A 13,551-nucleotide genomic window follows, 5' to 3' on the forward strand; every position below is an offset into this window, starting at 1 on the left:
GCTGTCCTTTCGTCTTCGCCGCGGATGCGATCCGCGGCCGTCGATCCGACGCTACGCCCGGAGGCCGCGATGGGGGAGGTTCTGAGGGAACCCCGTTCGCGGGAACCTCCCGCGGCGGTACGGAGCATCCATCGAACGATGGAGACGCGTCTCACCCTCCCGCCCGATCCTCCTCGGCGCCGTCGCGGCTGGACTGGACCCATGCTCCGCACCCTCCGCTCCCTTCCGCTGTGGCTCACCTCTCGACGCGGCGGGTGGATCTCCCTGCTGATCGCGGTCGTGGCTTTCACGGCGCTCCTCGGCGCCCTCGGTCGCGCATCGCTCCCCTCGGGCAACGACGTGGCTCCGCCGGACTCCGAATCGGCTCGGGCGGCGGCGCTCGCCGAGCAGTTCCCCGACGCGGACGAGCACGCGGTGCTGCTGGTCGCGGCTCGCGATGACGGCGGACGCCTCGGCGATGCAGACCTCGCTGCACTCGGATCCCTCGCCACCGATGTCGAGGCGCAGACGGGGGTCGCACCGCGGGGTCCGATCGTCAGCGACGACGGGCAGGCAGCGGTGATCCAGGCGACGCTGACCCTGGACGAGGCCGACGACGATGCCGCCGCGGATGCCGTGCACGGCCTGCGCGACAGCGTGGCCGAGCACCCGATCGACGGGGTGAGCGTGCAGGTCACGGGTGGCCCCGCGTTCGGCGTGGACGTCGCCTCCGCGTTCGACGGTGCCGACTTCACGCTGCTGATGGTGACGCTCGGTATCGTCGCGCTGCTGCTCATCGTCACCTACCGCTCGCCCGTGCTCTGGATGATCCCGCTCATGGTGGTCGCCCTCGCCGACCAGCTGGCGAACAAGGCGACGGCGGCTATCGGGGCGGGGCTCGGCCTGCAGTTCGATTCCGGGATCGTGAGTGTGCTCGTGTTCGGGGCCGGGACGAACTACGCCCTCCTGCTCATCTCCCGTTATCGCGAAGAGCTCGCACGAGACACCGACCACCGGCGCGCACTGGTCGCCGCCTGGCGCGCGACCGTGCCCGCCATCGTCGCCTCGAACGTGACCGTGGTCCTCGCCCTTTCCACGCTCGCGTTCGCCGTGATCCCCGGCACCCGCGGGCTCGGCATCGCCTCGGCCGTCGGCCTCCTCATCGCGCTCGCCGCGGTGCTGCTGGTGCTTCCGCCGGCTCTCGCCGTGTGCGGTCGACGGATCTTCTGGCCCTTCGCGCCGCGCGTCGGCGACGGCGCCGTGACCGGGCGCGCCTGGGGAGCGGTGGCGACGCGGGTCTCCCGCCGTCCGTGGGTGCCGCTCGTCGGCGGGCTCGCGCTTCTCGGAGTCTTCGCGGGTGGCCTCGCCGGAGCATCCGTCGGTCTCACGCAGGTCGAGAAGTTCCGGGTCGAGTCGGAGTCGGCGGCAGGGCTCACGGCGCTCGGCGAGCACTTCCCCGCCGGCGAGGCGCAGCCGATGATCGTGATCGGCGACACGGCAGAGGTCGAGGCGCTCACTGCCGCGGTCGAAGACGTGCCCGGTGTGCTCCGGGTGTCCGCGACGGGGGAGAGCGCCGACGGCACGCTCACCCGATTGCTCGTCGTTGGAGAGCCGGCGCCCGGCACGACCGAGAGCCTCGATCTCGTCCGGGAAGTGCGGGGCGCGGCGGCGGCGACACCCGGTGCCGATGCCGTCGTGGGCGGACCGGTCGCTGCGGATCTCGACGCCCGTGAGGGCAACCGGCGCGACCTGCAGCTCATCGTCCCGCTCGTGCTCGCGGTCAGTCTGCTCGTGCTCCTCCTGCTGCTGCGCTCCCTGGTGGCGCCCGTGCTGCTGCTCGCCGTGAACATCCTCAGCGCGGTCGCGGCGATCGGTGCGGGCACCTGGCTGAGCCGGATGCTGTTCGGATGGGACGCGCTCGACCTGCAGGTGCCGCTGCTGTCGTTCCTGTTCCTGGTGGCACTCGGCATCGATTACACGATCTTCCTGGTCCACCGGGCGCGGGTCGAGGCACGCACCGTCGGTACCCGGCAGGGGATGGTGGTGGCGCTCACCGCGACAGGTGGCGTGATCACCAGCGCCGGCGTCGTGCTCGCCGCCGTGTTCGCCGCGCTCGGACTGCTTCCGTTGGTCACGCTCGGTCAGATCGGGCTCATCGTCGGGATCGGTGTGCTCGTCGACACCTTCGTCGTGCGGACCCTGATCGTGCCCGCGCTCTTCGCCATCGTCGGCGATCGGATGTGGTGGCCGGGGAGTGTGGGGCGCGACGGATCCCGCGCCGATCGAGGTGCAGATCGACCGCACGGGGGAGAATACGAGGATGCCGCAGTCGCCACCTCTCCCGACGCGGGCTGAGCGCACCGCCCGCTCCGAGCGGGCGGCCGGCTTCCGCGCGCCGCGTACCTGGGCGAGCCTGGTCGGGTCGATCCGGATCGGGCAGGCCCTGATCACGGTCGTGCTGCTCGTGATCGGCGCCTGGCGTGCCGCGGTCGATGGGGTTCCGCTGCCGTGGGTCCTCGCCCTCTCGCTCGTGTTCCTCGGCTGGTACGGCGGCGGGCTGCTGCTCAGCGAGCGCACCTCGGATCGTCGTCTGGCGACCTGGTGGCTGCTCGGGCTGACGCTCATCTGGCTCGGCGCGGTCGTCGTCTCGCCGGAGTTCGTGTGGCTCGCCTTCCCGCTGTGGCTGCTGGCCGGATTCGTGATGCGTCTGCGGTGGGCGCTGCTGCTCAGCGTGGCGATCCTCGCCGTCGTGGTGACTGCCCCGCTGCTGCACACCGGCACCACGAGCTACGCGAACGTGATCGGGCCGCTCGTCGGCGGCGTCTTCGCGCTGGGAATGTCTCGCGGCTATCTGGAGCTCGTCCGCGACGGGAGGGAGCGCCGTCGACTGATCGCCTCGCTCGTCGCGACCCAGGAGGAGATGTCGGCGCTCCAGGACGAACTCGCCCGCACGCAGCGCGAGTCGGGGGCGAGCGAGGAGCGCACCCGGGTCTCGCGCGACATCCACGACACGATCGCGCAGAGCGTGTCGTCGATCGGGATGCTGGCGCGCTCCGCCCTGGAGGCGGACGATCCCGCGCAGAGTAATCGCGCGCTCGAGCAGATCGACGCGCTCTCCGTCGAAGGGCTGGCCGATGCGCGACGCATCGTGAACGCGCTGATGCCGGCCGAACTCGAATCCACGGCCCTCGGCGACGCGCTCGCCCGCATGCTGGAGCGCCTGATCGACGAGACCGGGATCGAGGCGACCCTGCACGCCGACGACGACCTGCCGGCGCTTGGCATCGACGCCGAGGTCGCCCTGCTGCGGACGGCGCAGTCGGCCCTCGCGAACGTCCGCTCCCACGCATCCGCGTCGCGCGTGGTGGTGACCCTGGCCGATGCGGGCGACGCGGTGCGGCTCGACATCGTCGACGACGGCATCGGGTTCGACGCGAGGCACTGGGATGCGCAGGGCGGCGTCGGCGGCCAGGGCGGCGGCTACGGGCTGCGCTCGATGCGGGCACGGCTGCGGGAGCTCGGCGGAGGACTCGATGTGGAGAGCGCTCCGGGCGACGGCACCGCGCTCTCGGCACATGTCCCGCTCGGCGGCATGGCGCAGGGGCGACGGACCGGAGGCGAGGGATGACTCCGGTTCGCGTGCTGCTCGTCGACGATCACCCCATCGTCCGGGCCGGGGTGCGCTCGCTGTTCGATCACCGCGACGACGTCGAGGTGATCGGCGAGGCGGCTTCCGGAGAGGAAGCCGTGGTTCTCGCCCGGCACCTGCATCCTGATGTCGTGCTCTGCGATCTGCGGCTCGGCGCGGGCATGGACGGCGTGCAGACGACCGCCGCGCTGCGCGCGCAGGACCCGGCTCCGGCCGTGCTGATCCTGACGACTTTCGACCGCGACGCCGAGATCCTCGGGGCGATCGAGGCGGGAGCAGCCGGTTACCTGCTCAAGGATGTCGCACCGGACGACATCGTGCGGGCGATCCGCCAGGCCGCGTCCGGCGGGCTCGTGCTCACCCCCGAACTCAGCGCGCGCGTCGTGCAGGTCATGCGTGCGCCGCGGGTGCGCCTGACCGACCGCGAGCTCGACGTGCTCCGGCTGCTCGACACGGGCGCATCGAACCGCGAGATCGCGAAGACCCTGTTCGTGACCGAGGCCACCGTGAAGACCCACCTCGTGCACGTGTTCGAGAAGCTCGGCGCCGACAGTCGCGCCCGCGCCATCGCGATCGCCCGCGACACCGGGCTCCTCTGAGCGGGGGAGCTCAGTCCGTGTCCGCCTCGACCGAGTCGTCGCGCAGGTGCGCGATGTGCGCCGCGTGCCGAGTCAGGTGGTTCGGCGACTTCCGCACGAACAGCCACGCCACGAACAACAGCACGAACCAGATCGGCGTCACCAGCAGCGCGGTCAGCGTGTCGGGCTGGGTCGTGAGCGCCCACAGGACGAAGACGAAGAACGCGAGCACCACGTAGACCATGAACACCCCGCCCGGCATCCGGAACGTCGATGCGGCGACCTTATCCTTGCGGGTGCGTCGGTACACGAGGTAGCTGCAGAGGAAGATCGTCCACACGAACATGAAGCACAGCGCCGAGACCGTGGTCACCATGTCGAAGGCCGTGCCGATGTCCTTGCCCGCGTACAGCAGCACGACGCCGGACAGCAGCAGGATGCACGAGAGGAACAGGGCGTTCTGCGGCACCCGGCGACGCGAGAGCCGACCGAAGATCCGCGGGGCATCCCCGTCCTGTGCGAGGCCGAACACCATGCGCGAGGTCGAGTAGATGCCGGAGTTGGCGCTCGACATCGCCGAGGTCAGCACGACCAGGTTCACGACCGTCGCCGCGATGCCGAGTCCGGCGAGGGCGAACATCGCGATGAACGGACTCTCGCCGGCGACGTACTCGGTCCACGGGGTCACCGCCATCAGCACGATGAGTGCGCCCACGTAGAAGAGCAGGATGCGGATCGGGATCGCGTTGATCGCCTTCGGCAGATTGCGCTTCGGGTCCTTGGTCTCGGCGGCCGCGGTGCCGACCAGCTCGATGCCGACGAACGCGAACACCGCGATCTGGAAGCCGGCGACGAAGCCCATGAAGCCGTGCGGGAACATGCCGCCGTGCTCCCACAGGTTCGAGAAGCTCGCAGTCCCCGCATCGTGCTGGAAGCCCGTGAAGATCATGACCAGACCGGTGACGATGAGCGCCACGATCGCCACGATCTTGATGAGCGCGAACCAGAACTCCATCTCCCCGAATGCGGCGACGGTCGGCAGGTTCAGGGCGAGCAGGATCACGATCACGAGGACGCCGGGGATCCACAGCGGGATGCCGGGGATGAGTGCATCCGTGTAGCCGGCGATCGCGATCACATCGGCGACGCCGGTGACCACCCAGCAGAACCAGTAGGTCCACCCGGTGAAGAATCCCGCCCACGGCCCGAGCAGATCGCTCGCGAAGTCGCTGAACGACTTGTACTTGAGGTTCGACAGCAGCAGTTCGCCCATCGCCCGCATGACGAAGAACAGCATGAAGCCGATGATCATGTAGACGAAGATCACCGATGGTCCTGCCACCGAGATCGTCTTGCCGCTGCCCATGAACAGGCCGGTTCCGATCGCTCCACCGATCGCGAGCAGCTGGATGTGGCGGTTGCTCAGCGCTCGCCGCAGGTGCTGCTCCTCCCCGTCGGCATCGGCATCGTGCGTGCTTCCGGTTCCCCCCGGGTGCTGCTTCGTCACTCTCGTCCTCCGGTCTCCGTCGACAGTTCGGCTCCGACGGTACCTTCCACCTGCCCGACCGACAGAATCGAGATCGGGGATACCGCTCCGCCGAATCGATTCGATAGGCTTGCCGAGCCCCGATCCATCCCCCAGTTCTGCGAGCCGCTCCTTCATGGCCACCTCTCTCACCACGGGCCGCCCGTGGCGCGTCATCCTCGCCTTCTCCATCCCGCTGCTCCTCGGCAACGTGGTGCAGCAGCTGTACCAGTTCGCCGACGCGATCGTCGTCGGACGGCACCTCGGCGTCACCTCCCTCGCGGCGGTGGGCGCCACCGGCAGCCTGCTGTTCCTCCTGCTCGGTTTCGCCTGGGGTCTGACGAGTGGATTCGCGATCCCCATCGCGCAGGCCTTCGGGGCGCGCGACGATGCGGCCGTGCGCCGTTCGGTGGCCACGGGAGTGCTCCTCAGCGCCATCACGAGCGTGATCCTGACGGTCGCCGCACCACTCCTCGCGGGCCCGATCCTCGCGCTGCTGCAGACGCCGCCCGAGCTGATGGCCGAGGCCACGATCTTCACGCAGATCAGCTTCCTCGGTGCCGGCGCGACGATGTTCTTCAACTACCTGTCCGCGATCATCCGCGCGATCGGCGACTCCAAGACGCCGCTGGTGTTCCTCACCGTCTCGTGCGTGCTGAACGTCGGGCTCGTCGTGCTGATGGTCGGTCCCCTCGAGTGGGGTGTCGGCGGCGCCGCGCTCGCGACCGTGGTCGCACAGGCCGTCTCGGTGGCGCTGTGCCTCGAGTTCGTCCGCCGACGTCTGCCGATGCTGCACCTGCGTCGTGCCGACTGGCGGATCACCGCTGGCGACATCGCCGAGCACCTGCGCCTCGGCCTGCCCATGGGCTTCCAGGCGTCGATCATCGCGATCGGCACGCTCACGGTGCAGGTGGCGCTGAACACCCTCGGGGCCGATGCGGTCGCCGCCTACACGACCGGGTCCCGCGTCGACAGCCTCGCGGTCGCGCTGCTGTCGTCGCTGGGCCTCGCGGTCTCGATGTACGCCGCGCAGAATCACGGTGGCCGCCGCCCCGACCGCATCCGGCGCGGAGTCGTCGAGGCGACCTGGATGGCGGTCGCCGCCGGTGTGTTGCTCGGTGGCCTGCTGATCGCGTTCGGCGCCCCGATGGTGCGGCTGTTCATCGGTGCGGGGTCGGACGACGTGGTCGACATGGCCCACCGGATGCTCATCATCAACGGCTGCGGCTACTGGGCGCTCGGCATGCTGTTCGTGTTGCGCGGCGCGCTGCAGGGGCTCGGCCACACACTCGTGCCGACCGTGACCGGCGTGATCGAGCTGGTGATGCGCGTGGGTGCGGCCATCGTGCTGGGCGCATGGATCGGGTTCGACGGCGTCGCGCTGAGCAACCCGCTCGCCTGGGTGGGCGCGATCGTGCTGCTGGTCCCGGCCTACGTGCGCGCACACCGCGAGCTCGGACGGCTTCCGGTCGCGCCGGCCGAGGCCACCGAGACCTCGGCGATCGCGATCGTCGGACCCACCGACGGCTCGATGGTCGTGGATGCCGTCGTCACCCAGCCGTTGCGCGTCGTCCGCCCCCGTCGTCTGCGGTGGCCGAGCCGCCGCTGACCCCGCCCCGCTCCGTGTTCCGCGTCGGCAGATCTCCGTCTGCAGGATGATGCAGATGGGACTTGAGACGGATGGCCTTTCCGCGACACACTTCTAGTGTCGAGGTAGCGGAGTTTCCGCTGGACCGGGGGGTCGTCATGACGACAATGAGAGTGGCCAACGATTTGGCCGAAGTGATGGTGCCGATCGGTTACGTGGGTGCGGCCATCGCCGGTGCCTGTGCGATCGTCGCTGCGGTCGCGGTCATCCGCGGTTCCGGTGGTCTGACCGGGGGTGCGGTGGGCGTGTGGATCGTGGGCGCGCTGATGAGCTTCACCGCGTCGTTCGCACAGCAGTGGTTGCCGCTGATACTTGCGTGCTCCTCGCTCGTGGCGATGCTCGTCATCGGCGGTGTCGTGCGGGCCATCGTGAATGCGGCCGGAGTCGGGCGGACCGACGAGGCGGCGGCTGATGCACTGCCGCGCGCCGCGTCTACGGTCAAGCCCGCCGCGGTGTCGAAGCCGACGCTCGCGACGAAGTCCGCCGCGACGGCGTCGATCCCGGTCGTGTCCTGAGCGCTCAGCGGTAATCGCGGTCGCGGTGCTGTCCGGTCTCGTCGCCGGATCCGACCCGTGCCGCTTCCCGCGCACGCAGCTCGACGCGGCGGATCTTGCCGGAGATCGTCTTCGGCAGCTCGGGGACGAACTCGATGATCCGCACCCACAGGTGCGACGACAGGCGGTCGTGCGCGTAGGCGAAGATCGCGCGAGCCGCGTCTTCCGCGCCGTCGGTGGCATCCGGGGTCAGGCAGACGTACGCCTTCGGCACGGCCAGACGCGTGGGGTCGGGGCTCGGGATCACGGCCGCCTCGATCACCAGGTCGTGCTCGAGCAGCACGGACTCGAGTTCGAAGGGCGAGATCTTGTAGTCGGAGGCCTTGAACACGTCGTCCGAGCGACCGATGTAGGTGAGGTAGCCGTCGTCGTCGCGCACCGCGATGTCGCCGGTGTGGTGGAAGCCGCCCACCCGTGACTCCGCCGTCTTCTCCGGGTCGTCGTAGTAGCCGGCCATGAGTCCGAGCGGCGGCTGCGACAGATCGAGCGCGATCTCTCCCTCGCCCTCGACGATCTCTCCGGTGACCGGATCGAGCAGCACGACCGGGTAGCCGGGCAGAGGTCGTCCCATCGAGCCGACCTTGACGGTCTGGCCGGGCGAGTTGCCGATGCAGGCCGTCATCTCGGTCTGTCCGAAGCCGTCGCGGATCGTGCCGCCCCAGGCGTCGCGCACGCGGTCGATGACCTCCGGGTTCAGCGGCTCGCCCGCGCCGACCAGCTCGCGCGGCGGGTGGGTGAGACGCGCGAGGTCGGCCTGGATCAGCATCCGCCACACCGTCGGCGGTGCGCAGAAGGTGGACACGTGGTGGGTGTCCATGACCTTCATGAGGGTGTTCGCGTCGAAGCGGTCGTAGTTGTAGACGAACACGGTCGCCTCGGCCAGGAAGGGGGAGTAGAAGCTCGACCACGCATGCTTCGCCCAGCCGGGGGACGAGATGTTGAGATGCACGTCGTCGGGCCGCACGCCGAGCCACCACATGGTCGACAGGTGCCCGACCGGGTACGAGACGTGGGTGTGCTGCACGAGCTTCGGCCGGTTCGTGGTGCCCGAGGTGAAGTAGAGCAGGGCGGTGTCGGTCGCGGGGGTCGGCCCGTCGGGCTCGAAGGCGATCGGTGCGGCGGTCGAGTCGGTGAAGCGCGCCCACTCGGAAGGGATGCCGTCGCCGACGCCGATGCGGAGGATGCCGGCGTCGATGTCCGCGAGCCGGTCGGCGAGCGGGCCGAGGGTGACGACCGCGCCCGCGCGACCGTGTTCGACGCGGTATGCGAGATCGGAGGCGGAGAGCAGCGTGGAGGTCGGGATCGACACGGCGCCGATCTTCGTGATCGCGAGCATCACCTCCCACAGCTCGATCGTGTTGTTCAGCATCACGATCACGTGGTCGCCGCGGCGGATACCGAGACCGGTGAGCCAGGCCGCGACCTGATCGGAGCGCGTCGAGAGCTCGCCGTAGGTCCACGTGCGCAGGCTCAGGTCGGCCTCGACGATCTGCACCGCCGGCCGGTCGGGGTTCTCGCCGGCGATCACGTCGAACCACTCGAGTGCGAAGTTGAACTCGTCGACCTCGGGCCAGGCGAACCCCGCGCGGGCTGCGGCGTAGTCGGTGGCGTTCGCGAAGAGGAAGTCCCGCATCTCGCGAATGGTGTGCGTGGCGGCGGTGGCGCTGCGGCTCATGGTGCTCCCTTGCTCCGGTGCGGACGTGCATTCCATCTTCGCGCAGGTCATCCGGATCCCGGGGTCACCGCGGCAGGACGCCCGGTCCGTCGCGCAGTTCGAAGACGAGTTGGGTCTCGGTGCCGCGCACGACCGGGTGCACCGTGATGTGCTCCAGCACGATGTCGCGGAGGGCCGTCGCGTCCTCCACCGCCACGTGTACGAGGAAGTCGTCGACCCCTGCCACATGGAACACCTGCAGCACCCGCGGGACGCCGGCGAGCGCGTCGAACAGCGCCGTCACCTTGGCGCCGGTGTGGTTCGCGAGGCGCACCTTGATGATCGCCTGCAGCGGGAACCCGAGGGCTGTGCCGTCGACGCGGATGCGGGTGTCGCGGATCACGCCCCGCTCACGCAGCGCCCGCACGCGGTGCGCGCAGGTCGATTCGGCGAGGCCGAGCCGATGCGCCAGGGCCTTGTTGGTCGTCTCGGCGTCACGCGTGAGGATCGCCAGCAGCTCGAGGTCGATCTCGTCGAGTTGTGCTTTCGCCAATGTGCGCGCCTTTCGGATGTCGGATGCTGCACAGAATAGCGTTCAATGCCGAAACGATTGCATGTTCTGTCGAGTTCCTGCGCGGATTCTGTGATTCCGGCAACGTGGAGGCATGACTGCACCGCTGCATCCCGACACCGTCGCCGTCCACAGCGGGCGTTCCGATCTCGAGGGTCTCGGGGTCCACGCGCTGCCGATCGACCTGTCGACCACGAATCCGCTGCCCGACATCGAGCGCGGTGGCGACTCCTACGAGGCGATGGCCACCGGAGGCCGCCCGCCCGCCGACGGCAGTATGGTCTACGCGCGACTGTGGAACCCGACGGTCGCCCGCTTCGAAGAGGCGCTTGCCGAGCTCGAGCATGCCGAGGCCGCGGTGGCCTTCGCCTCGGGCATGGCGGCGATGACGGCCGTGATCCTCGCGCACACGGGGGCGACCGGCGCACGCCACGTCGTCGCGGTGCGTCCGCTCTACGGTGGCACCGACCACCTGCTCGGTTCCGGCCTGCTCGGCGTCGAGACGACGTACTGCCACCCCGACGAGGTGGCCGCGTCCATGCGGCCCGACACCGGACTCGTGGTCGTGGAGACGCCCGCGAACCCCACACTCGACATCGCCGACATCGCCGATGTCGTGCGCCAGGCGGGATCCGTGCCGGTCGTGGTCGACAACACTTTCGCGACCCCGGTCCTGCAGAACCCGATCGACCTGGGCGCCGCGATGTCACTGCACAGCGCGACCAAATACCTCGGCGGCCACGGCGATGTCATCGCCGGCGTCGTCGCCTGCAGCGAAGAGACCGCGGAGGCGCTGCGCCGCGTGCGGGCGGTGACCGGGGGGCTGCTGCATCCGCTCGGGGCGTACCTGCTGCACCGCGGTCTCACGACCCTGCCGGTGCGGGTGCGGCACCAGCAGGAGAGCGCGCGGCGGGTGGTGCAGTGGTTGATCGACCGTCCCGAGGTCGCCGAGGTCTTCTATCCGGGGCTCGACGGAGACCCGCGCGGCATCCTCGAGCGACAGATGCGAGGGACGGGCGCGATGATCGCGATGCGGATGCGGGGCGGGTTCGCCGCGGCATCCGCCGTCACGACGGCGACGACGCTGTTCACGCACGCGGTCTCGCTCGGCGGGGTGGACTCGCTGATCCAGCATCCGGCCGCGCTCACCCACCGCCCGGTGCCGCCCGAGGCGCGTCCTGCCGCCGATGTGCTGCGTCTGTCGATCGGTCTCGAAGACGTCGACGACCTGATCGCCGATCTCGCGCAGGCGTTCGCGGCCGTCGCCGGTCAGAGTGAGGGAAGCCGGATCGTCCCGGTCGCGATGCGCTCGGTCGGCATCCGGTCGCGGTCGTAGGTGATCTCGCGGTAGCCGTGCGGGGTCGGCACGCCGTCTTCGTCGAGGCTGACGAACACGATCTTCTCGATCGTGAGGATCCGCCTGCGCGTGATCATGTTGCGGGCGACCGCGCGCATCGTCAGTGAGGTCGTGCCGAAATGCGTGGCCTGCAGGCCGATCTCGATCAGGTCGCCCTGCACCGCCGACGCCTCGAAGTTGATCTCCGAGATGTGCTTGGTGACGGCGCGGTAGTTGCCGAGCTGCACGATCGCGTAGATCGCCGCCTCCTCGTCGATCCACTTCAGCAGGCTGCCGCCGAACAGCGAGCCGTTCGCGTTGAGATCTTCGGGGCGCACCCACTTGCGGGTGCGGAAGTTGAGTCCGTCTTCCGACCACGCGGGTGTCTTCTGCTTCGCCATGGGCATGAGAGTAGGCGGGCAGTGAGTCCGCGATGTTACGGCTGGTTTTCCGGGGAGCGACAAGGGCTACCGGGCCACGTTTGTGGACTCACGACAAGAAACTGAGTCCCAGCGACTCTGAGACTTGGTTTCGAACGGCAAATCCGTGGGTCGCGTACCGGCGCGCCCATACAGTCGCCCGTGGCAACGACGCCACTGACCCCCGGGAGTCCTCGATGACGAGTACGAAACCCCACGCGCACGGCAACGGCATGCGCATCGCCGTGATCGTGCTCAGCCTGCTGTTGGCCACGATGGTGATCCTGTTCTTCGTGGTGACGAACAAGATCGCCGCCGGCGCCTCCGAACTCGCCGACGGGACCACGTCGGCGAAGAGCGGTTCGTCCGAGCTCGCGGCGGGTGCCGCCGACCTCTCGGACGGCGCCGATCAGCTCGCGGAAGGCAGCGACGACCTCGCGTCCGGCGCGGCCAGCGCGCAGGACGGCTCGCAGAAGGTGAGCGACGGGGCCACGAAGGCGGCGACCGGCGCGACGACTCTCGCGGAGGGCGCCGGAAGTCTCGCCACAGGCGCGGCCTCGGCCGTGGACGGCGCGGGCAGGGTCAGCGGGGGAGCGCAGACCGCGTTCACCGGAGCCCAGGAGCTCGCGTCGAAGATGGCGAAGGCGGATGCCGGAGCGCAGACCGTCGCGACGGGAGCAGCGAAGCTCGCGGCTGGGGTCGACGGTGCGCATCGATACACGAACGCCGTGCTCGCCGGTGCGACCACCCTGAGCGACACGTTGACCGCCGGCGTGACCCCCTCGGTGCGCACCCTCGCCCACCCCGACACGAAGACTGCCCTCCAGGGCCTCGCAGCCACCGCGCCCGGGCATTCGCAGCAGCTCGCCGACGGCCTGGCCGGTCTGCTCGCCGCCGACCCGACCAACCCGAAGCTGCAGGCGCTCGCCGCGCTCGCCGCGGGCGTCGACAAGGAAGTCGATGCGATGGCCGCACCGACGGCGGCGGCCCCGGCGCTCGCACAGGGACTCGTCGGCGCCGCAGACGGTGCGACGCGCGTCACGGCCGGTGTCGGGGCGATCGTGAACGGTGATCCCACGCAGGGGTGGCCCGGGACCGTCGCCCTCGTCGCCCCCCAGGCAGCCCCCGCCCTCGCCGCCGGGGCGCAGACCCTGAAGTCCGGTACCGCACAGCTCTCGGCGGGGGCCGCCAAGCTGGCATCGGGACTGCAGACGCTCTCTTCCGGAGCCTCCTCGCTGTACGCCGGAACCTCGAACCTCAGCGCCGGTGCGACCCGGCTGAACGACGGCGCGACCACGCTGGCCACCGGTATCGGCACGCTGCAGTCCGGAGCCGGTGATCTCGACGCGGGCATCGGAAAGCTGGCCGTCGGAGCCGATGCCGTGGCGCAGGGGTCGGGAGACCTCGCCGCGGGTGGCGACAAGCTCGAAGCCGGAGCCGCCGACCTCGCCGAGGGCAACGGCCTGATCGCGGAAGGATCCGGGACGCTCGCCACCGCGACGGCCGGAGCCGCGCCGTCGATCCTGCCCTGGATCCTCGGCATCGCGTTGGCCGGACTCGTCGCGATCGGCTTCTGGGTCGGCCACCGCGTCAGCCACCGTCGATCCCTGGCGCTGGCCGCCTGACCCCCACCCCACC

General features: G+C 70.0%; 11 protein-coding genes. 7 read left to right on the plus strand and 4 right to left on the minus strand.

Annotated elements, in window-relative coordinates; translation table 11 throughout:
• Positions 1 to 201 precede the first annotated feature (201 nt).
• Genes BQ2383_RS05335 through BQ2383_RS05345 form a run of 3 tightly spaced genes read left to right on the plus strand, consistent with a single transcriptional unit; the run spans position 202 to position 4,227 of the window.
• Positions 202 to 2,334: an MMPL family transporter gene (locus BQ2383_RS05335; protein WP_091030696.1), complete on the plus strand. Its 2,133-nt coding sequence runs from the start codon at positions 202 to 204 to the stop codon at positions 2,332 to 2,334.
• Entirely contained in the window at positions 2,300 to 3,607 is a 1,308-nt protein-coding gene (locus BQ2383_RS05340) for a histidine kinase (protein WP_091030738.1), read from the plus strand. Before BQ2383_RS05335 ends, BQ2383_RS05340 begins: the two co-directional genes overlap by 35 nt.
• Positions 3,604 to 4,227 (plus strand): response regulator, encoded by a 624-nt coding sequence (locus BQ2383_RS05345; RefSeq protein ID WP_091030698.1) that lies wholly within the window; start codon positions 3,604 to 3,606, stop codon positions 4,225 to 4,227. The genes BQ2383_RS05340 and BQ2383_RS05345 overlap by 4 nt, the downstream gene beginning before the upstream one ends.
• A gap of 10 nt (positions 4,228 to 4,237) precedes the next feature.
• On the opposite strand, the gene cycA is transcribed toward BQ2383_RS05345, so the two are convergent.
• Positions 4,238 to 5,713 (minus strand): D-serine/D-alanine/glycine transporter, encoded by a 1,476-nt coding sequence (cycA, locus tag BQ2383_RS05350; protein WP_091030700.1) that lies wholly within the window; start codon positions 5,711 to 5,713, stop codon positions 4,238 to 4,240.
• A 154-nt stretch (positions 5,714 to 5,867) separates the two neighbouring features.
• Between cycA and BQ2383_RS05355 the strand changes: the two genes are divergently transcribed.
• Entirely contained in the window at positions 5,868 to 7,340 is a 1,473-nt protein-coding gene (locus tag BQ2383_RS05355) for an MATE family efflux transporter (RefSeq protein WP_091030705.1), read from the plus strand.
• A gap of 137 nt (positions 7,341 to 7,477) precedes the next feature.
• A complete protein-coding gene (locus tag BQ2383_RS05360; RefSeq protein WP_140403304.1) occupies positions 7,478 to 7,894 on the plus strand; it encodes a hypothetical protein in 417 nt (138 codons plus the stop codon).
• Positions 7,895 to 7,898: 4 nt separating this feature from the next.
• Here the strand turns inward: BQ2383_RS05360 and BQ2383_RS05365 are convergent, their stop codons facing one another.
• Both BQ2383_RS05365 and BQ2383_RS05370 read right to left on the minus strand, forming a co-directional pair.
• On the minus strand, positions 7,899 to 9,608 hold the full coding sequence (locus tag BQ2383_RS05365) for an AMP-binding protein (protein WP_091030713.1): 1,710 nt from the start codon (positions 9,606 to 9,608) through the stop codon (positions 7,899 to 7,901).
• A 64-nt stretch (positions 9,609 to 9,672) separates the two neighbouring features.
• The gene (locus tag BQ2383_RS05370; RefSeq protein WP_208617623.1) at positions 9,673 to 10,140 is read right to left on the minus strand and encodes an Lrp/AsnC family transcriptional regulator; all 468 of its coding nucleotides are present in this window, start codon (positions 10,138 to 10,140) and stop codon (positions 9,673 to 9,675) included.
• A 112-nt stretch (positions 10,141 to 10,252) separates the two neighbouring features.
• On the opposite strand from BQ2383_RS05370, the gene BQ2383_RS05375 reads away from it, so the two are divergent.
• The gene (locus BQ2383_RS05375) at positions 10,253 to 11,494 is read left to right on the plus strand and encodes a trans-sulfuration enzyme family protein (RefSeq protein ID WP_091030719.1); all 1,242 of its coding nucleotides are present in this window, start codon (positions 10,253 to 10,255) and stop codon (positions 11,492 to 11,494) included.
• Here BQ2383_RS05375 and BQ2383_RS05380 read toward each other — a convergent pair.
• A complete protein-coding gene (locus BQ2383_RS05380; protein ID WP_091030723.1) occupies positions 11,428 to 11,895 on the minus strand; it encodes an acyl-CoA thioesterase in 468 nt (155 codons plus the stop codon). The two genes, BQ2383_RS05375 and BQ2383_RS05380, sit on opposite strands and share 67 nt — an antisense overlap.
• 215 nt (positions 11,896 to 12,110) lie before the next feature.
• Here BQ2383_RS05380 and BQ2383_RS05385 point away from each other — a divergent pair, with 215 nt between their 5' ends.
• Positions 12,111 to 13,538, plus strand: coding sequence for a hypothetical protein (locus tag BQ2383_RS05385; protein WP_167381544.1), 1,428 nt, complete (start codon positions 12,111 to 12,113; stop codon positions 13,536 to 13,538).
• The last annotated feature ends 13 nt before the right edge of the window (positions 13,539 to 13,551 follow it).

The sequence above is a fragment of the Microbacterium oxydans genome, assembly GCF_900095745.1.
GTDB classification, from domain to species: domain Bacteria; phylum Actinomycetota; class Actinomycetes; order Actinomycetales; family Microbacteriaceae; genus Microbacterium; species Microbacterium oxydans_B.